This window comes from Klebsiella sp. K47 (assembly GCF_051858335.1).
Classification (GTDB): Bacteria; Pseudomonadota; Gammaproteobacteria; order Enterobacterales; family Enterobacteriaceae; genus Klebsiella; species Klebsiella pneumoniae.
In genome coordinates, this window is sequence record NZ_JBPYUI010000021.1 from 82,459 (window position 1) to 100,534 (window position 18,076).

At 56.2% G+C, this 18,076-nt stretch carries 15 protein-coding genes; 8 read left to right on the forward strand and 7 right to left on the reverse strand.

Annotation, left to right across the window (positions count from 1 at the left end):
- Positions 1-96: 96 nt before the first annotated feature.
- The 3 genes from mnmG to asnC form a co-directional block, all read right to left on the reverse strand.
- Positions 97-1,986 carry a tRNA uridine-5-carboxymethylaminomethyl(34) synthesis enzyme MnmG gene (gene mnmG / locus RRF55_RS19455; RefSeq protein ID WP_083565644.1) on the reverse strand — a complete coding sequence of 630 codons (1,890 nt, stop codon included), beginning with the start codon at positions 1,984-1,986 and terminating at the stop codon, positions 97-99.
- 381 nt (positions 1,987-2,367) lie between these two features.
- Entirely contained in the window at positions 2,368-2,808 is a 441-nt protein-coding gene (mioC, locus tag RRF55_RS19460) for an FMN-binding protein MioC (protein ID WP_004144988.1), read from the reverse strand.
- 99 nt (positions 2,809-2,907) lie between these two features.
- Positions 2,908-3,366 carry a transcriptional regulator AsnC gene (asnC, locus tag RRF55_RS19465; protein ID WP_002882510.1) on the reverse strand — a complete coding sequence of 153 codons (459 nt, stop codon included), beginning with the start codon at positions 3,364-3,366 and terminating at the stop codon, positions 2,908-2,910.
- 151 nt (positions 3,367-3,517) lie between these two features.
- Between asnC and asnA the strand changes: the two genes are divergently transcribed.
- The gene (asnA, locus tag RRF55_RS19470; protein WP_002882514.1) at positions 3,518-4,510 is read left to right on the forward strand and encodes an aspartate--ammonia ligase; all 993 of its coding nucleotides are present in this window, start codon (positions 3,518-3,520) and stop codon (positions 4,508-4,510) included.
- 3 nt (positions 4,511-4,513) lie between these two features.
- Here the strand turns inward: asnA and viaA are convergent, their stop codons facing one another.
- Together viaA and ravA are read right to left on the reverse strand one after the other, a co-directional pair.
- Positions 4,514-5,962 carry an ATPase RavA stimulator ViaA gene (gene viaA / locus RRF55_RS19475; RefSeq protein ID WP_087791403.1) on the reverse strand — a complete coding sequence of 483 codons (1,449 nt, stop codon included), beginning with the start codon at positions 5,960-5,962 and terminating at the stop codon, positions 4,514-4,516.
- Entirely contained in the window at positions 5,959-7,458 is a 1,500-nt protein-coding gene (gene ravA / locus RRF55_RS19480; protein ID WP_004151555.1) for an ATPase RavA, read from the reverse strand. Before ravA ends, viaA begins: the two co-directional genes overlap by 4 nt.
- Positions 7,459-7,675: 217 nt before the next feature.
- Here ravA and kup point away from each other — a divergent pair, with 217 nt between their 5' ends.
- The 7 genes from kup (at position 7,676) to rbsR (ending at position 15,583) form a co-directional block, all read left to right on the forward strand.
- Entirely contained in the window at positions 7,676-9,544 is a 1,869-nt protein-coding gene (gene kup, locus RRF55_RS19485; protein WP_002882520.1) for a low affinity potassium transporter Kup, read from the forward strand.
- A 185-nt stretch (positions 9,545-9,729) separates the two neighbouring features.
- Entirely contained in the window at positions 9,730-10,149 is a 420-nt protein-coding gene (gene rbsD / locus RRF55_RS19490) for a D-ribose pyranase (protein WP_002882527.1), read from the forward strand.
- Between the two features lie 10 nt (positions 10,150-10,159).
- Positions 10,160-11,665 carry a ribose ABC transporter ATP-binding protein RbsA gene (gene rbsA / locus RRF55_RS19495; RefSeq protein ID WP_002882529.1) on the forward strand — a complete coding sequence of 502 codons (1,506 nt, stop codon included), beginning with the start codon at positions 10,160-10,162 and terminating at the stop codon, positions 11,663-11,665.
- A gap of 5 nt (positions 11,666-11,670) precedes the next feature.
- On the forward strand, positions 11,671-12,636 hold the full coding sequence (rbsC, locus tag RRF55_RS19500) for a ribose ABC transporter permease (RefSeq protein WP_002882531.1): 966 nt from the start codon (positions 11,671-11,673) through the stop codon (positions 12,634-12,636).
- 27 nt (positions 12,637-12,663) lie between these two features.
- Complete coding sequence (gene rbsB / locus RRF55_RS19505) at positions 12,664-13,554, forward strand: ribose ABC transporter substrate-binding protein RbsB (protein WP_002882536.1); 891 nt, start codon at positions 12,664-12,666, stop codon at positions 13,552-13,554.
- Positions 13,555-13,654: 100 nt separating this feature from the next.
- Positions 13,655-14,587 (forward strand): ribokinase, encoded by a 933-nt coding sequence (gene rbsK / locus RRF55_RS19510; protein ID WP_004173836.1) that lies wholly within the window; start codon positions 13,655-13,657, stop codon positions 14,585-14,587.
- 3 nt (positions 14,588-14,590) lie between these two features.
- Positions 14,591-15,583 (forward strand): ribose operon transcriptional repressor RbsR, encoded by a 993-nt coding sequence (gene rbsR, locus RRF55_RS19515; RefSeq protein ID WP_016831327.1) that lies wholly within the window; start codon positions 14,591-14,593, stop codon positions 15,581-15,583.
- Here rbsR and mdtD read toward each other — a convergent pair.
- Complete coding sequence (gene mdtD, locus RRF55_RS19520) at positions 15,580-16,977, reverse strand: multidrug transporter subunit MdtD (RefSeq protein WP_002882539.1); 1,398 nt, start codon at positions 16,975-16,977, stop codon at positions 15,580-15,582. The two genes, rbsR and mdtD, sit on opposite strands and share 4 nt — an antisense overlap.
- Before the next feature lie 12 nt (positions 16,978-16,989).
- A complete protein-coding gene (locus RRF55_RS19525; RefSeq protein ID WP_002882540.1) occupies positions 16,990-17,691 on the reverse strand; it encodes a FadR/GntR family transcriptional regulator in 702 nt (233 codons plus the stop codon).
- Positions 17,692-18,076 lie beyond the last annotated feature (385 nt).

Genomic DNA, 18,076 nt, shown 5'->3' on the forward strand with positions numbered 1-18,076 from the left:
TAATGAGCCCGGAGGCGCTAACGCTTACCGGGCTATGAATGATAAAGGCGAACGCTGATTATGCAACTGGGAAATCAGCGCGGCAGGCAGCCGCAATCAGGCGCAGCGGCGCAGCATCCCCTGCTTTTTCAGCCAAACCAGCAAAATAGAGATCGCCGCCGGGGTGATCCCGGAGATACGTGACGCCTGCCCTATCGACGACGGTTTATGGTCGTTCAGTTTGGCAATCACCTCGTTAGACAGCCCAGTGACCTGGCGGTAGTCGAGGGTCGCTGGCAGCAAGGTATTCTCATTGCGCTGTTGTTTCTCAATCTCATCCTGCTGGCGCGCGATATAGCCCTCATACTTCACCTGGATCTCTACCTGTTCAGCCGCCTGACGATCTTCCAGTCCCGGGGTGAATGGCGAGAGTTGAACCAGCTGTTCGTAGGTCATTTCCGGACGACGCAGCAGATCTTCGCCGCTGGCTTCACGCGACAACGGCGCGGTCAGGTGAGCGTTCACTTCGTTGGCGCTCTCTGCCTGCGGATTCACCCAGGTGGATTTCAGACGCTGGCGTTCACGTTCGATGCTTTCCAGCTTCTCGTTGTAGCGCGCCCAGCGTTCGTCATCTACCAGACCCAGCTCGCGCCCCTGTTCGGTCAAACGCAAATCGGCGTTGTCTTCGCGCAGCATCAGACGATATTCAGCGCGGGAAGTAAACATGCGGTACGGTTCTTTGGTACCCAGGGTGCAGAGGTCATCTACCAGCACGCCGAGGTAAGCCTGATCGCGACGCGGCGCCCAGCCCTCTTTTTCCGCAGAGAAGCGGGCGGCGTTAAGTCCGGCCAGCAGCCCCTGAGCCGCCGCCTCTTCATAACCGGTGGTACCGTTGATTTGGCCGGCGAAGAACAGACCCTGAATAAATTTGCTCTCAAGCGTTGGCTTCAGATCGCGCGGGTCGAAGAAATCGTACTCAATAGCGTAGCCTGGACGGACGATCCGCGCATTCTCCATCCCCTGCATCGAGCGGACGATTTGCATTTGCACATCAAAGGGCAGGCTGGTGGATATACCGTTCGGATAAATTTCGTTTGAGGTCAGTCCTTCCGGCTCGAGGAAGATCTGATGCTGGTTGCGATCGGCAAAGCGCATGACTTTGTCTTCGATCGACGGGCAATAGCGAGGTCCGATCCCTTCGATCACTCCGGCGTACATAGGACTGCGATCGAGGTTATTGCGGATCACATCGTGGGTTTTCTCGTTAGTGTGGGTGATATAGCACGGTACCTGGCGCGGATGCTGATCCGCGGATCCCATGAACGAGAAGACCGGCATCGGGTTATCGCCATGCTGCTGCGCCAGCACGCTGAAATCGATGGTGCGCGCGTCAATACGCGGCGGAGTACCGGTTTTCAGACGACTTACGCGCAGAGGCAATTCACGCAGACGACGAGACAGCGGGATAGACGGCGGATCGCCGGCGCGGCCGCCGCTGTAGTTGTCCAGACCAATATGGATTTTGCCGTCAAGGAAGGTCCCGACGGTCAGCACCACCGCTTTAGCGCGGAATTTGAGGCCCATCTGGGTGACGGCGCCCACGACGCGATCGTTTTCGACAATCAGATCTTCAACCGCCTGCTGGAAGATCATCAGGTTCGGCTGGTTCTCCAGCGCGGTACGTACTGCCTGACGATAAAGCACGCGGTCAGCCTGGGCGCGGGTGGCGCGCACTGCCGGTCCTTTGCTGGCGTTTAGTATCCTAAACTGAATGCCCGCCTGATCGATCGCTTTGGCCATCAAACCGCCGAGCGCATCCACTTCTTTTACCAGGTGTCCTTTCCCAATGCCGCCAATCGCCGGGTTGCAACTCATTTGCCCCAGCGTGTCGATATTGTGTGTCAAAAGCAGGGTTTGTTGACCCATACGCGCTGCGGCCATTGCGGCCTCAGTGCCTGCATGACCCCCGCCAATGATAATGACGTCAAAAGGATCCTGATAAAACATGGTGGTCTGCCTCGCATAAAGCGGTATGAAAATGGATTGAAGCCCGGGCCGTGGATTCTACTCAACTTTCGTCTTTCGAGAAAGACTCCGGGATCCTGAGTATTAAAAAGAAGATCTTTATATAGAGATCTGTTCTATTGTGATCTCTTATTAGGATCGACTCTCTTTGTGGATAAGTCGGATCCGCGAAGTAAGATCAAAAGCTTAAGAAGGATCACTATCTGTGAATGATCGGTGATCCTGGTCCGTATAAGCTGGGATCAGAATGAAGGGTTATGCACAGCTCAAAAACCATACTACGGTTATTCTTTGGATAACTACCGGTTGATCCAAGCTTTTAAGCATGGTTATCCACAGAAGATCGGACGATCTTTACAATTCTCAGAGCAAATTTTTCCAGGATCCCAGCCAGATTTCCGCTGGATCCTCCGGAATTTCGTGTTCAAGGACGTTGATCTTCAGCGTCTCACCGATCTGTTTTGCCCCGCAGGCCTTCAGCGCCGCTTCTAATTTATCGATCGCGCCGCAAAAGGTGTCGTATTCGCGGCTGCCGATCCCTATAGCGCCAAAGCGCACGGCGGAAAGATCGGCCTGCTTCTCCTGCAGCGCGTCATAGAAGGGAACCAGGTTGTCGGGAATGTCGCCGGCGCCATGGGTGGAAGAGATAATTAACCAGATCCCTTGCGCCTGCAGATCGTCCACCAGCGGACCGTGCTGGATTTCAGTGCTATAGCCGGCTTCTTCCAGCTTTTCCGCCAGATGCTCTGCTACATATTCCGCACTGCCCAGGGTGCTGCCGCTGATAAGTGTAATGTCTGCCATAGATCGCCGATCGCCCGCTCAACTGTTCAGAGTGGCGTATTGTACGCTGTGAGCGAGCTGGGATCTACCTGTGGAAAAATGTGGGATTAAAAAAAGCGATCAGGGCTTGATGGTGCGCATGATCGGGTTCTGCAGCACGATCAGAGTTTCAGTGGACTGAATTTCATCGATTGTTTGGATCTTGTTGATAAGTACCTGCTGCAGAGCATCGATGGATTTACACATCACCTTAATAAAGATGCTGTAGTGGCCGGTGGTGTAGTAAGCCTCGGTGACCTCCTCCAGACTTTCCAGGCGGGCGAGGGCGGAGGGATAGTCTTTGGCGCTTTTTAAAATAATGCCGATGAAGCAACCGACGTCGTAGCCCAGCTGCTTGGGGCTGACGTCAATGCGCGCGCCGGTAATGATACCCGCCTGCTTCATCTTTTCGACGCGCACGTGAATGGTGCCCGGGCTGACGCTGAACTGTTTGGCCAGTTCGGCATAGGCTGTACGGGCGTTGGCCATCAGCGCATCAAGAATGCCGCGGTCCAGATTGTCGATCTGATAATTTTCCATATCTTTTTCTTATGAAGTTTGAGGGTTCTTACTATTTTAGCGCCATATTTTAATGAATTAAAAGTTGATGCGCCTTTTTATTGATTGATTATTGTATTGCTGCCCTGTTTTGTTGCTTAATCAATGGCAACAGGACGCAGGAGTCATAAAAATGAAAACCGCATATATCGCAAAACAACGCCAGATCAGTTTCGTTAAATCCCACTTTTCCCGTCAGCTGGAAGAGAAGCTTGGCCTGATTGAAGTCCAGGCGCCAATCTTAAGCCGCGTGGGCGATGGGACGCAGGATAACTTGTCCGGCTGCGAGAAAGCGGTTCAGGTAAAAGTGAAAACACTGCCCGACGCCCAGTTCGAAGTGGTTCATTCGCTGGCGAAGTGGAAGCGTCAAACCCTGGGACAACACGACTTCAGCGCGGGCGAAGGGCTGTACACGCACATGAAAGCCCTTCGCCCCGATGAAGACCGTCTGACGCCTATCCATTCCGTCTATGTTGACCAGTGGGACTGGGAGCGCGTGATGGGGGATGAAGAGCGTCACGTCGGCACCCTGAAGGCAACCGTCGAGGCGATCTACGCCGGGATCAAAGCCACCGAGCTGGCGGTCAGCCAGGAGTTTGGCCTGACGCCGTTCCTGCCGGAACAGATCCATTTTGTTCACAGCCAGGAGCTGCTGAGCCGCTATCCGGAGCTTGATGCCAAAGGTCGTGAGCGGGCTATTGCCAAAGAGCTGGGCGCCGTCTTCTTAATTGGTATCGGCGGCAAACTAGCTGATGGCAAGCGCCACGACGTGCGTGCGCCGGATTATGATGACTGGAGTACTGAGGTTTCTGAAGGTTTTGCCGGCCTGAACGGCGATATCCTGGTGTGGAACCCGGTGCTGGAGGATGCGTTCGAGATCTCCTCGATGGGGATCCGCGTTGACGCCGAGGCGCTAAAGCGCCAGCTGGCGCTGACCGGCGATGAAGATCGCCTGAAACTGGAGTGGCACCAGGCGCTGCTGCGCGGCGAGATGCCGCAGACTATTGGCGGCGGCATTGGCCAGTCTCGTTTGACGATGCTGTTGCTGCAGCTTGACCATATCGGTCAGGTGCAGTGCGGCGTATGGCCGGCGCAGGTTCGCGAAAGCGTTTCCGCGCTGCTGTAACGATTAGCGCCGCCAGCGTCGCAGCAGGCGGCTACGAAGCCCGGTGTCAAAGCGCCAGATATGATCGAAGATGCGCATGATGCCGGGTTTGCCGTGAACCGACATCGCCACCGCGTGAAAACGGTGCTGATGCTTACGCTGTAACTCCCCCACTTGAGCAATCACCTCATCCGGCAACCGTTGGGCAATAAAGTCGGAGATCACCACGGCATCCGCATCCACCCACTGCGGGTTTTGCAAACGTTCAATAATGGCGCGAAAACAGCTGGCCAGATCGGTGCCGCCGCGAAAACGCTGGCTCAGGAAACGGATCGCCTGCTCCAGTCCGCTCTCGCTGGTCAACTCGTAATGCACCACTTCGCTGGAAAACAGCATAATGAAGCAGCGACGGTTATCGGCCAGCGCGATGCGCATCAGGGCCAGACAAAAGGCCTTAGCGCACTGTTCGTTAAAACCGCCCATCGATCCTGACGTATCGACGCAGACAATGAACGGCCCGAGCGGTTGCTCATCAAAATCCTGCCGCGTTACCGGGCGTTCGGTAATTTTCTCGCGCCAGGCATCGCCGTGTAGCCGGTAGGTGAGCAGCTGTTTCTCCACCAGCTTGCGATAAAATTCAAACTCCAGCTCCGTGATGCCAAGCGTCGCCAGCTCCGGCGGCAGCAGGCGTAGAATGTCGTCGCTCTGCTGGAGGCCGTCGACCTGTTCAGGCACCGTTGCCGGCTCGCGTACCAGGCTGCGGAAGGTTTCCATCGGCGCATCTTTCTTCGGCACGGATTTCGCTTCCCTTGAACGCCCCAGCTGTTCCGCCAGCTGCAGCAGCTCCGGTTGCTGGTTAAGAAAATCGCCATAGCGCACGATCAGCTGGTAGTCGCCTCGTTTGAGTTCCCCGGCGCTCATATCCCACAGGCGTCCGGCGGCGGTATCATTTTCCGCCAGCACCGGATCGAGCTGACCGCTGAGCGTCATTCGTTCCTGGACCTCACTGAGCAACTGGTCGCGCTCCTCGTCCAGCAGCTGCTGGTTAAGGCTGGTGGCTTGCACCACCAGGCTCAGTCGCCAGCGCTGTAAAAACAGCGTATGCAGCGCCGGGGTAAAGGTGGCATTGTCATCCACCAGCTTCTGCGCCTGGGCGGCAAAAGGGGACTGGAGCTGGTGCAGTTTGCCGAGAATTTGCGGGAGCTGGACGATAAACTGCGAGGTAGAGAGCAGCTGAGCCTGCTGATAGGTTTGCACTTCGGCGTCCAGATCCGGCGGGATGTTAACTTCTTTTAAGCGGGCGCGAACGGCTTCCCGCCAGCGCGGAATATCCGCCGCGATGATGTTTTTCAGGCGGGGAAATTTGTCAAAGAACACCGCCAGCTGAGGAGAGGCCAACAGCGCCAGCAGCATCTCCTCGATCATTCCCTCTTCGCTGACTGCCAGCATGACATTCAGCATATCGAGCGTCATGGCTGCTTCGCCTGTTTAATCTGCGCGCCGACGTCCTGCAGGCTGGCTTCGATTCTTCCCAGCCATTCGACCGGGATAAACAGGCACTTTTGCTGCTCGCTGAAGCGGTTGTGTTGCTGGTGCCACTCATCATCCAGCGCTTCCAGCTGCTGGCGAATTTCCGCCGGCATATTCTCCTGCGCTGCGCTGCCGGGCAGCGCGAGGCGTGAGCCCTGCAGGCTCACATCGCGGACGACCAGATGCTGGCTGGTGTCGACATCCATATTGAGTAGTTGGGCAAAGCCGATCCCGTTGAGCTTACCGCGGATCTCGCCGCCCTTTTCCAGCCAGTTGGCTAACGCCTCGCGTTCAAAAGTAATGTGGATCACTTCCATATCGTGAAGTTTGAGCGGCTGCTGCAGCAGCAGCGTCAGGGTGGTCCCCTGGATCTCCGCCGGCAGTTCATAGTGCGGTTTGCGGCTAAACATCCCGCCAAGGCGGGTGACCTTCAGCGCCGTTTTGTCGCTTTGCTGTTGTTGGATCTGAATGCGTCGCTGCACAATCGCCCCCAACCGCGTCAGCATCGCCTGCTGTTGCCAGGCGTGACAGGTCATGAGCGTTTCCAGCTGCTGCGACATCAGGTTCATACTTTCGACGTTGTGCCACAGACAATCTTTCAGCAGGATTAGGTCGATCGGCGCGATGCTGTCGCGGCCGCTGAAGAAGGCGCTGGCCTGCAGCAGGCGAATAGCCTTTTTCCAGCGGCGATCCGAGACATAGGGGGCATTTGGCAGGGCGTCCAGCTGCTGGCGGAGCTGGAATATCAGCTCAAACACCGCGTCCGGCAGTTTAATATTGCCGATCTGCTGCTGCCATTGGGTAAATTCCTCGTCGCTCACCTGCAGCGCGCTGGGCACTGGATTGCTGTTTTCATCCTGCTGGCTGACCAGCATCGAACGGAAATTACCTTTATCCTGCACTTTATCAAGCCATAGACGGATCAGCATTCGGTCATACAGCGCTTCCAGGCTGCTGTCGGCTTCCGGGAGTTCGTTCGACGCGGCCACCAGCAGGCGCATTGGGATTTTCTCTTCATGCGCGCCATTGCGGAAGTGACGTTCGTTAATCGCCGTCAGTAGGGTGTTGAGGATAGCCGGACCTGCTTTCCATATTTCATCGAGAAACACGATTTCCGCTTCCGGCAGGTAGCCGGCGGTTAAACGTTCGTAACGGCCTTCATCTTTCAGCGCCTGAATGGACAGTGGCCCAAAAACCTCTTCCGGGGTGGAGAAGCGGGTCATCAGGTATTCAAAAGCGCGCGCCTGCTGGAAGGCGAATTTGAGGCGGCGGGCAATCAGGCTTTTGGCGATCCCCGGTGGACCAAGCAAAAAAACGCTCTCGCCGCTGAGCGCCGCCAGCAGGCAGAGGCGTATCGCGTGGCTGCGTTCAAAGAGTCCTTTTTCGAGTGCCGCGCTGAGCCGGGAAATTCTTTCAGCCAGTAAATGTGTTTGAGCCATAATTGAGTTGCGTGCTTTGTCATGTATCGTTATTGGGACGAGTATAGATGTTAGAGCCGGGGCGGTAATAGCCTGAAGAATCGATTTATTTTTTTTGAGCCAGGTTAATATGGTGTCTGTTAGGGGTACGATTTCACAAATAATCGTGCATACTGTGCGCTTTTTGTGGGCCAAGGGACTAGGCACACATTTGTTTTATAAACGAAAAGACTAGTCTATGAGCACTGATAATAAACAATCGTTGCCGGCGTTAACGCTGGCGGCCATCGGCGTGGTGTACGGCGATATCGGTACCAGTCCACTGTATACCCTGCGCGAATGCCTGTCAGGTCAGTTTGGCTTTGGCGTAGAGCGCGATGCCGTTTTTGGCTTTTTGTCGCTGATTTTCTGGCTGTTAATCTTTACCGTATCGATTAAATACATCACCTTCGTGATGCGGGCGGATAACGCCGGGGAAGGCGGGATCTTAACGCTGATGTCGCTGGCCGGACGTAATACTTCGGCCAGAATGACCTCCGTGCTGGTGATCCTCGGCCTTATCGGCGGCAGTTTCTTCTATGGCGAAGTGGTGATTACCCCGGCGATTTCGGTAATGTCGGCGATAGAGGGGTTAGAAATTATCGCCCCGCAGCTGGATACCTGGATTGTCCCTATCTCCATTATCGTGCTCACCCTGCTGTTTGTGATCCAGAAGCACGGGACTGGCATGGTCGGCAAGCTGTTTGCGCCGATTATGCTGATCTGGTTCCTGTTGCTGGCGGTGCTGGGCGCGCGAAGCATTTACGCTAATCCGGAAGTTCTGCAGGCGCTGAACCCCTACTGGGCTGTGCACTTCTTCCTGCAATACAAGACCGTTTCCTTTATTGCGCTTGGCGCGGTGGTGCTGTCGATTACCGGGGTGGAAGCGCTGTACGCCGATATGGGCCACTTCGGCAAACTGCCGATCCGCGTTGCCTGGTTCTCCGTCGTGCTGCCCTCGTTGGTGCTGAACTATTTTGGCCAGGGCGCGCTGCTGCTGAAGCACCCGGAAGCGATTAAAAACCCGTTCTTCCTGCTGGCGCCTGAGTGGGCGCTGATCCCGATGCTGATTATCGCCACGCTGGCGACGGTTATCGCCTCCCAGGCAGTGATTTCCGGGGTCTTCTCCCTGACCCGTCAGGCAGTGCGTCTGGGCTATCTGTCGCCGATGCGCATTATCCATACCTCGGAAATGGAGTCCGGGCAGATTTACATTCCGTTCATTAACTGGCTGCTGTACGTTTCTGTGGTCATCGTTATCGTCAGCTTTGAGCATTCGTCTAACCTGGCGGCGGCGTATGGTATCGCCGTAACGGGCACCATGGTGCTGACCTCCATTCTGTCGGCGACCGTGGCACGCAAAAACTGGCACTGGAATAAGCTGTTTGTCGGTCTGATGCTGGTGGCCTTCCTGTGCATTGATATTCCGCTGTTCTCGGCGAACCTCGATAAGATTGTCTCCGGCGGCTGGCTACCGTTGTCCCTGGGGATGGTGATGTTTACGGTGATGACGACCTGGAAGAGCGAGCGTTTCCGCCTGCTGCGCCGGATGCACGAGCATGGCAACTCGCTGGAAGCGATGATCTCTTCGCTGGAGAAGTCACCGCCAGTGCGTGTGCCGGGTACTGCGGTGTATATGTCCCGCGCCCTGAACGTGATCCCGTTTGCCCTGCTGCATAACCTGAAGCACAACAAGGTGCTGCATGAGCGAGTGATCCTCCTGACCCTGCGTACCGAAGATGCGCCTTACGTGCATAACGTTCGCCGGGTGCAGATTGAGCAGCTGTCACCGTCTTTCTGGCGGGTGGTGGCCAGCTACGGCTGGCGGGAAACGCCTAACGTTGAAGAGGTGTTCCACCGCTGTGGCCTGGAAGGACTCAGCTGCCGGATGATGGAGACCTCGTTCTTTATGTCGCATGAGTCGCTGATTATCGGCAAACGGCCATGGTATCTGCGCCTGCGCGGCAAGCTTTATCTGCTGCTGCAGCGTAACGCCCTGCGGGCGCCGGATCAGTTTGAGATCCCGCCAAACCGGGTTATCGAGCTCGGTACCCAGGTCGAAATCTGATGTCAAAAAAGCCCTTCCATTGCGAAGGGCTTTTTGTTTCTCACTCCGGTTGTTATGTCCTGTCGCTGCCTCGCGAAACGTTTCGATGGCGATCACATTTCTCTCTTCTGGTGATGGTTTTCTGCTCACACATTGATAATAATTATTTTAGCGAAACGTTTCGCTAGTGGAGCAAAAGAGAAAAAATGAAAAAAGGCACCGTACTTAACGCTGATATTTCCGCGGTCATTTCCCGCCTGGGCCACACCGATACGCTGGTGGTCTGCGATGCCGGATTACCGGTTCCCCGCAGCAGCACGCGCATTGATATGGCGCTGACTCAGGGCGTACCTTCATTTATGCAGGTGCTGGAAGTGGTGACGACGGAAATGCAGGTTGAAGCGGCTGTCATCGCGGAAGAGATTAAAACCCATAATCCGCAGCTCCACGCGACGTTGCTCACTCACCTCGAGCAGCTGCAGCAGCACCAGGGAAATACCATTGAAATTCGTTACACCAGCCATGAGCAGTTCAAAAAACAAACCGCAGACAGTCAGGCGGTAATTCGCAGCGGGGAGTGTTCCCCGTTTGCGAATATCATTCTCTGTGCCGGCGTCACGTTCTGAGGTCGCCGTCATGGAAGCCTTATTGCAACTGAAAGGGATCGATAAAGCGTTCCCTGGCGTCAAGGCGCTCTCCGGCGCGGCGCTGAATGTCTATGCCGGCCGGGTGATGGCGCTGGTAGGGGAAAATGGCGCCGGCAAGTCCACTATGATGAAGGTGTTGACCGGGATCTACACCCGTGATGCCGGCTCTTTGCTGTGGTTAGGCAAAGAGACGACCTTTAACGGCCCAAAATCCTCCCAGGAAGCCGGGATCGGCATTATCCATCAGGAACTGAACCTGATCCCTCAGTTGACGATCGCCGAGAACATCTTCCTTGGCCGCGAGTTCGTTAACCGTTTTGGCAAAATCGACTGGAAGCAGATGTATGCCGAAGCCGACAAGCTGTTGGCAAAGCTGAATCTCCGCTTTACCAGCCAGAAACTGGTGGGCGATCTATCGATTGGCGATCAGCAAATGGTGGAGATCGCCAAAGTGCTGAGCTTCGAATCGAAAGTCATCATTATGGATGAACCGACCGATGCGCTGACCGATACCGAAACCGAATCGCTGTTCCGCGTCATCCGCGAACTGAAGTCGCAGGGGCGCGGTATCGTCTATATCTCCCACCGTATGAAAGAGATCTTCGAGATTTGCGACGACGTGACGGTCTTTCGTGACGGGCAGTTTATCGCCGAGCGCGAGGTCTCGTCGCTGGATGAGGACCGACTTATCGAGATGATGGTCGGCCGTAAGCTGGAAGACCAATATCCCCACCTCGATAAGGCGCCCGGCGCGGTGCGCCTGAAGGTCGACAACCTCTGCGGCCCGGGGGTGGATAACGTGACCTTTACCCTGCGCCAGGGGGAGATCCTCGGCGTTGCCGGGCTGATGGGCGCCGGGCGGACCGAACTGATGAAAGTGCTGTACGGCGCGCTGCCGCGCAGCAGCGGTTCCGTGACGCTCGATGGCCGCGAAGTGGTGACCCGTTCGCCGCAGGATGGTCTGGCGAACGGCATTGTCTATATCTCCGAAGACCGTAAGCGCGATGGTCTGGTTCTCGGGATGTCGGTAAAAGAAAACATGTCCCTGACGGCGTTGCGCTATTTCAGCCGGGCGGGCGGTAGTCTTAAGCATAAAGATGAACAGCAGGCGGTGAGTGATTTCATCCGCCTGTTTAACGTGAAGACGCCTTCAATGGAGCAGGCGATCGGCCTGCTCTCCGGCGGCAACCAGCAAAAGGTCGCCATCGCCCGCGGGCTGATGACCCGGCCGAAGGTGCTGATCCTCGATGAACCGACCCGCGGCGTCGACGTCGGGGCGAAGAAAGAGATCTACCAGCTCATCAACCAGTTCAAAGCCGACGGCCTGAGCATCATTCTGGTCTCCTCCGAGATGCCGGAAGTGTTGGGCATGAGCGATCGCATCATAGTGATGCATGAAGGGCATCTCGGCGGTGAATTCACACGCGAGCAGGCCACCCAGGAAGTATTGATGGCTGCCGCTGTGGGCAAGCTTAACCGTGTGAATCAGGAGTAAGAAAGATGACAACCCAGGCTGTTTCTGGTCGCCGCTATTTCACAAAAGCGTGGCTGATGGAGCAAAAATCGCTGATTGCCCTGCTGGTGCTGATCGCGGTGGTATCGACCATGAGCCCCAACTTTTTTACCGTCAATAACCTGTTCAATATTCTGCAGCAAACCTCCGTTAACGCCATTATGGCGGTAGGGATGACGCTGGTCATACTGACCTCGGGGATCGATCTGTCCGTCGGCTCCCTGCTGGCGCTCACCGGTGCGGTGGCAGCGTCGATCGTTGGCATTGAGGTTAATGCGCTGGTGGCGGTCGCGGCTGCCCTCGCATTAGGTGCGGCGATCGGCGCAGTCACCGGGGTGATTGTAGCGAGAGGCCGCGTGCAGGCCTTCATCGCCACCCTGGTGATGATGCTGCTGCTGCGCGGCGTAACCATGGTGTACACCAACGGCAGCCCGATCAATACCGGCTTTAGCGATAATGCCGATCTGTTCGGCTGGTTTGGCATCGGGCGTCCGCTGGGGATCCCGACGCCGGTATGGATCATGGCGATTGTCTTCCTGGCGGCCTGGTACATGCTGCACCATACTCGCCTGGGCCGTTATATTTATGCCCTGGGCGGTAATGAAGCGGCGACGCGTCTGTCCGGGATTAGCGTCAATAAAGTTAAAATTATCGTTTACGCCTTGTGCGGAATGCTGGCTTCGCTGGCCGGGATCATCGAAGTGGCGCGTCTCTCCTCCGCGCAGCCGACGGCGGGGACGGGCTATGAGCTGGACGCCATTGCGGCGGTGGTGCTCGGCGGCACCAGCCTCGCTGGTGGCAAAGGACGCATCGTCGGCACGCTGATTGGTGCGCTGATCCTTGGCTTCCTGAATAATGGTCTTAATCTTTTAGGCGTTTCTTCCTATTACCAGATGATCGTTAAAGCGGTGGTGATTTTGCTGGCGGTACTGGTAGATAACAAAAAGCAGTAACTAAGAACTCTACAGGACATCTTAACTATGAATATGAAAAAACTGGCGACCCTGGTCTCTGCTGTTGCGCTAAGTGCGACCGTTAGCGCGAACGCGATGGCCAAAGACACCATCGCTCTGGTTATCTCTACCCTCAACAACCCGTTCTTCGTGTCGCTGAAAGACGGCGCGCAAAAAGAAGCTGACAAGCTGGGCTACAACCTGGTGGTGCTGGATTCCCAGAACAACCCGGCGAAAGAGCTGGCGAACGTCCAGGATTTAACGGTGCGCGGCACCAAGCTGCTGCTGATCAACCCCACCGACTCTGATGCCGTCGGCAACGCCGTGAAGATGGCGAACCAGGCGAAAATCCCGGTCATCACTCTCGACCGTCAGGCGACAAAAGGCGATGTTGTGAGCCATATCGCCTCTGACAACGTGCAGGGTGGGAAAATGGCTGGCGATTACATCGCGAAAAAAGTGGGTGAAAGTGCAAAAGTCATTGAGCTGCAGGGCATTGCCGGAACTTCTGCGGCGCGCGAGCGTGGCGAAGGCTTTAAACAGGCCGTGGCGGCGCACAAATTCAACGTCCTGGCCAGCCAGCCGGCCGATTTCGACCGCACCAAAGGCCTGAACGTGATGCAGAACCTGCTGACCGCACATCCTGACGTCCAGGCAGTGTTCGCGCAAAATGATGAAATGGCGCTGGGCGCCCTGCGCGCGCTGCAGACTGCAGGCAAGTCCGATGTGATGGTGGTTGGATTTGACGGCACTCCGGATGGCGAAAAAGCAGTAAACAGTGGCAAACTGGCGGCGACCGTCGCACAGTTGCCGGAGCAGATCGGCGCGAAAGGCGTTGAGACTGCTGATAAGGTACTGAAGGGCGAAAAAGTGGAAGCTAACTACCCGGTTGAGCTGAAGCTGGTCGTTAAGCAGTAATATGCGATTCGGACTGGCAACGGTCCGAGGGACAATATAAAAAAAGAAAAGCAGGGCATGCGCCACCGGATCCCGGTGGCGCGCTTTCCCGGGAACAGAAATGATGAAAACTGCAGGCAAACTTGTCGTCCTTGGCAGTATCAATGCCGATCACATTCTTAACCTTGACGCTTTCCCGACGCCGGGCGAAACCGTCACCGGCCACCATTATCAGGTGGCGTTCGGTGGAAAAGGGGCCAACCAGGCGGTGGCCGCCGGGCGCAGCGGAGCGGATATCGCGTTTATCGCCTGCACCGGCGATGACGATATCGGTGAACGCATCCGTCGTCAGCTGGCGAGCGATAAAATCGACGTGGCGCCCGTGCGCGCGGTTGCCGGGGAAGCGACCGGGGTGGCATTAATTTTCGTTAACGCCGAAGGTGAGAATGTCATCGGTATTCATGCCGGCGCCAATGCGGCGCTTTCCGTCTCCCAGGTTGAGGCGGAAAAAGAGCGTATCGCCAGCGCACAGGCGTTGTTGATGCAGCTGGAGTCGCCGCTGGAGAGCGTCATAGCGGCGGCGAAAATCGCCCATCACCATCACACCACCGTGGTGCTGAACCCCGCGCCAGCGCGTGAGCTACCGGATGAACTGCTGGCGCTGGTGGATATTATTACCCCTAACGAAACCGAAGCGGAAAAGCTGACCGGTATTCGTGTTGAGAGTGACGAAGATGCGGCAAAAGCCGCCAACGTGCTGCATGCCAAAGGCATTGGTACGGTGATGATCACCCTCGGCAGCCGCGGCGTCTGGCTCAGTGCCGAAGGCGAAAGCCGCCGGATCCCAGGGTTTCGCGTACAGGCCATTGATACTATCGCGGCCGGTGATACCTTTAACGGCGCGCTGGTGACCGCGCTGCTGGAAGGGACCGCCCTGCCGGAGGCGATTCGCTTTGCGCATGCCGCAGCGGCGATCGCCGTAACCCGCAAAGGCGCTCAGCCGTCCGTGCCTTGGCGCACAGAGATCGATGAATTTTTAGCGCAACAGGGGTAATGCTTGGCTACGATGAAAGATGTGGCCCGCATCGCGGGCGTTTCCACATCGACGGTGTCACACGTCATCAATAAGGACCGCTTTGTCAGCGAAGCGATTACCGCCAAAGTTGACGCTGCGATCAAAAGCCTCAACTACGCCCCCTCTGCGCTGGCGCGTAGCCTCAAGCTCAATCAAACCCGTACCATCGGCATGCTGATCACCGCCAGTACCAATCCGTTTTATTCGGAGCTGGTGCGGGGCGTGGAGCGTAGCTGCTTTGAGCGGGGTTATAGCCTCGTGCTCTGCAATACCGAAGGTGATGAGCAGCGAATGAATCGTAATCTGGAGACGCTAATGCAAAAACGCGTCGATGGATTACTCCTGCTGTGCACGGAGACCCATCAGCCCTCCCCGGAAATCATGCAGCGCTATCCGTCGGTACCGACGGTTATGATGGACTGGGCCCCCTTTGATGGCGATAGCGATCTGATTCAGGATAACTCGCTGCTCGGCGGCGATATGGCGACCCAGTATCTGATTGACCAGGGGCATTTACGCATTGCCTGTATTGCCGGCCCGCTGGATAAAACCCCGGCGCGCCTGCGTCTTGAAGGCTATCATGCCGCGATGGCGCGCTGCGGCCTGCCGGTTGCCGAAGGATATGTGGTGACCAGTGATTTTGAGTTTGGCGGCGGGTTTAGCGCGATGCAGCAGCTGCTGGCGTTGCCGCAGCGTCCGCAGGCGGTGTTTGTCGGTAACGATGCGATGGCGGTTGGCGCTTATCAGGCGTTATACCAGGCCGGGCTGCAGATTCCGCAGGATATGGCGCTGGTGGGCTACGATGATATTGAGCTGGCACGTTATATGACGCCGCCATTGACCACCATTCACCAGCCAAAGGATGAGCTGGGGGAACTGGCCATCGACGTACTGATCCATCGCATGGCCGATCCGCAGCAAAAACAGCAGCGCGTTCAGTTAACGCCGGAGCTGGTGGTGCGCGGTTCCGCTTAGCGTTTATGCCGCTCGCTAATCAGGTTGCGGCCATCCTTCGCTCTTAACAGCATAAACATCAGCGCCGATATAATGGTTATCACGCCCATGGTTATAAAGGTGTAGTGAAACTGCTGTACCGTGCTTGCATTATCAAAACCTTCATAGAAGCGTAGCACCGCAGCGCTGATGGCCACCCCGAGACTAATTGAAAGCTGCTGGGTGACGGCCAGCAGGCTGTTGCCGCTGCTGGCATTATCATCGGTCAGATCGGCCAGGGTAATGGTATTCATGGCGGTAAACTGCGTGGACATCGCCATCCCCAGCACGAACAGCGGCAGAAGAAGCATCCACAGCGGCATCTCTGGCGACTGCAGCGAGAACTGGGCGATCATAAGGCCAATAAACACGGTGATCCCCACCAGGGTCTTACGATAGCCAAACCAGCGCAGCACCTGGGTAACGGTGGATTTCGCAATAATCGAGCCGATAGCGGTGGGGGCGATCATACAGCCGGCGATAATGGCCGGATAGCCGAAACCAACCTGCAGCATCAGCGGCATCAGAAACGGTACGCAGCCGGTACCCAACCGCGTGGCGAGGTTGCCGGCAATGCCGACCGAGAACGTATGGGTCTTAAATAAAGAGAGCGAGATAAGCGGCGTCGGATGGCGACGCGCGTGACGCACATAGGCCACGAGCAGTAACAGACTGACGGCAATCACGGCCAGCGCCTGCCATGTCGCCACGATTTTTTCCCCAAACAGTTCAATACCGCTGGAAAATAACACCAGACTTAAGCCAAATAACAGAAAACCGCCTATATCGAAGCGTCGGCGCGGCGTTGTGAAATTTGGCATGTATTTACGGGCGTACAGAATGCCAATTACGCCGATCGGAATGTTTATCAGGAAAATCCAATGCCAGCTGGCCCAGGTCACAAATACCCCGCCGAGTACCGGGCCCAGAATCGGCCCCACCAATCCCGGCATGGTGACAAAGTTCAGGACCGGCAACAGTTCGCTGCGGGGGTAGGCACGCAGCAGGGCCAGCCTCGCTACCGGCATCATCATCGCCCCACCGATCCCCTGAATTACGCGAAAAATAACCAGTTCCGTTAAGGAACTGGAGAGGGCGCAGGCGAGGGAACCGAGGGTGAACAGGCTAACGGCGATGATAAAGACCCGGCGCGTGCCGAAGCGATCTGCCAGCCAGCCGCTGACCGGGATCAGCATCGCCACCGTCAGCGTATAGCTGATAATGGCCGACTGCATCGCTAAGGGAGAACGATTAAGACTGTGGGCGATAGCCGGGAGGGCGGTGTTAAGAATGGTGGCATCCAGCGCCTGCATAAAGAAGGCCATCGCCGCGATCCACGGCAGGCCAGCCATGCTGCGCCCTTTTTTTCCGCTCATGCCAAATCCTTGTTATTGATTTACGTGGTGTGGGGCGTTCAACAATGCCTGGCAGGCGAGCAATGCCCCCGGCGCATCACTGTTAAGAATGGCATCGACAATCGCCTGGTGGAGATCGAGCTTCACCACTTCATTTTGCGTAATCGACGTGAAGTAGGTGTGGTAGACCGAATGAAACAGCGAGGCGAAAGAGCTGAGGAAAGGATTACCGCTCATTTCATAGATATGTTCATGCCAGGCCATATCGACTTCTATCCAGCGTTCGCGCTGAAAATGGCGTTTCAGAGCAATCATCTCTTCCATTAATGTATTGAGCTGCGCTTTTTGCCCGGCGGTGCCGTTGGCGGCGGCGAGAAAGCAGGCCTGTGGCTCCAGGCTGCTGCGCATGACGAGAAAGTGGCTTACCACCTCTTCGAAGTTATCTTCTGTTAGCCACCAGGAGAGCAGTTCCTTATCAAGGAAATTCCAGCTGCTGCGCGGCATCACCCGGGTGCCAATGCGAGGGCGGGGCAGCAGCATGCCTTTTGCAGTAAGCGTCTTCACCGCTTCGCGGACGGCGGTACGGCTTACGCCGAACTGCTCCCCCAACTCCATTTCGCCGGGAAGAATGCTTTCCGGCTGATATTCGCCAGTCAGTATTTTTTGGGCGAGCTTTTCGGCCAGTACCCAGGAGATGTTCTTTTGTGCCGCCAGTTGCTGTGCGCTTAAAGACATAAATGCCGTTCCTTTCTTTCCTCTACTCTAACAGTATGCCACCAGGCGCCCCGTTTCGTCGGTTAAAACGGCAAAACGGCGGTTTTTTGCGACATTCCTCGCCGCATTGTTGAAAAAAGAGACGGTTGAAAACTTTTTTTGCATTTCCCCTTGTCACCTCAGAATTACTCCCTATAATGCGCCTCCACTGACACGGAACAACGGCAAACAAGCCGCCGGGTCAGCGGGGTTCCGGTGAGAACCTCGCAGAGAAAAGCAAAAATAAATGCTTGACTCTGCAGCGGGAAAGCGTAATATGCACACCCCGCGCCGCAGCGAAAACGAAGCGGCACTGCTCTTTAACAATTTATCAGACAATCTGTGTGGGCACTCAAAGTGACATGGA

Bases quoted from the DNA above. Each gene is read 5' to 3' on its own strand.
- mdtD (WP_002882539.1), bottom strand. From the start codon at position 16,977: ATGAGCGGAAAAAAAGGGCGCAGCATGGCTGGCCTGCCGTGGATCGCG.
- rbsB (WP_002882536.1), top strand. From the start codon at position 12,664: ATGAATATGAAAAAACTGGCGACCCTGGTCTCTGCTGTTGCGCTAAGT.
- asnC (WP_002882510.1), bottom strand. From the start codon at position 3,366: ATGGAAAATTATCAGATCGACAATCTGGACCGCGGCATTCTTGATGCG.
- mnmG (WP_083565644.1), bottom strand. From the start codon at position 1,986: ATGTTTTATCAGGATCCTTTTGACGTCATTATCATTGGCGGGGGTCAT.
- viaA (WP_087791403.1), bottom strand. From the start codon at position 5,962: ATGACGCTCGATATGCTGAATGTCATGCTGGCAGTCAGCGAAGAGGGA.
- rbsD (WP_002882527.1), top strand. From the start codon at position 9,730: ATGAAAAAAGGCACCGTACTTAACGCTGATATTTCCGCGGTCATTTCC.
- rbsA (WP_002882529.1), top strand. From the start codon at position 10,160: ATGGAAGCCTTATTGCAACTGAAAGGGATCGATAAAGCGTTCCCTGGC.
- mioC (WP_004144988.1), bottom strand. From the start codon at position 2,808: ATGGCAGACATTACACTTATCAGCGGCAGCACCCTGGGCAGTGCGGAA.
- rbsC (WP_002882531.1), top strand. From the start codon at position 11,671: ATGACAACCCAGGCTGTTTCTGGTCGCCGCTATTTCACAAAAGCGTGG.
- rbsK (WP_004173836.1), top strand. From the start codon at position 13,655: ATGATGAAAACTGCAGGCAAACTTGTCGTCCTTGGCAGTATCAATGCC.
- ravA (WP_004151555.1), bottom strand. From the start codon at position 7,458: ATGGCTCAAACACATTTACTGGCTGAAAGAATTTCCCGGCTCAGCGCG.
- kup (WP_002882520.1), top strand. From the start codon at position 7,676: ATGAGCACTGATAATAAACAATCGTTGCCGGCGTTAACGCTGGCGGCC.
- RRF55_RS19525 (WP_002882540.1), bottom strand. From the start codon at position 17,691: ATGTCTTTAAGCGCACAGCAACTGGCGGCACAAAAGAACATCTCCTGG.
- asnA (WP_002882514.1), top strand. From the start codon at position 3,518: ATGAAAACCGCATATATCGCAAAACAACGCCAGATCAGTTTCGTTAAA.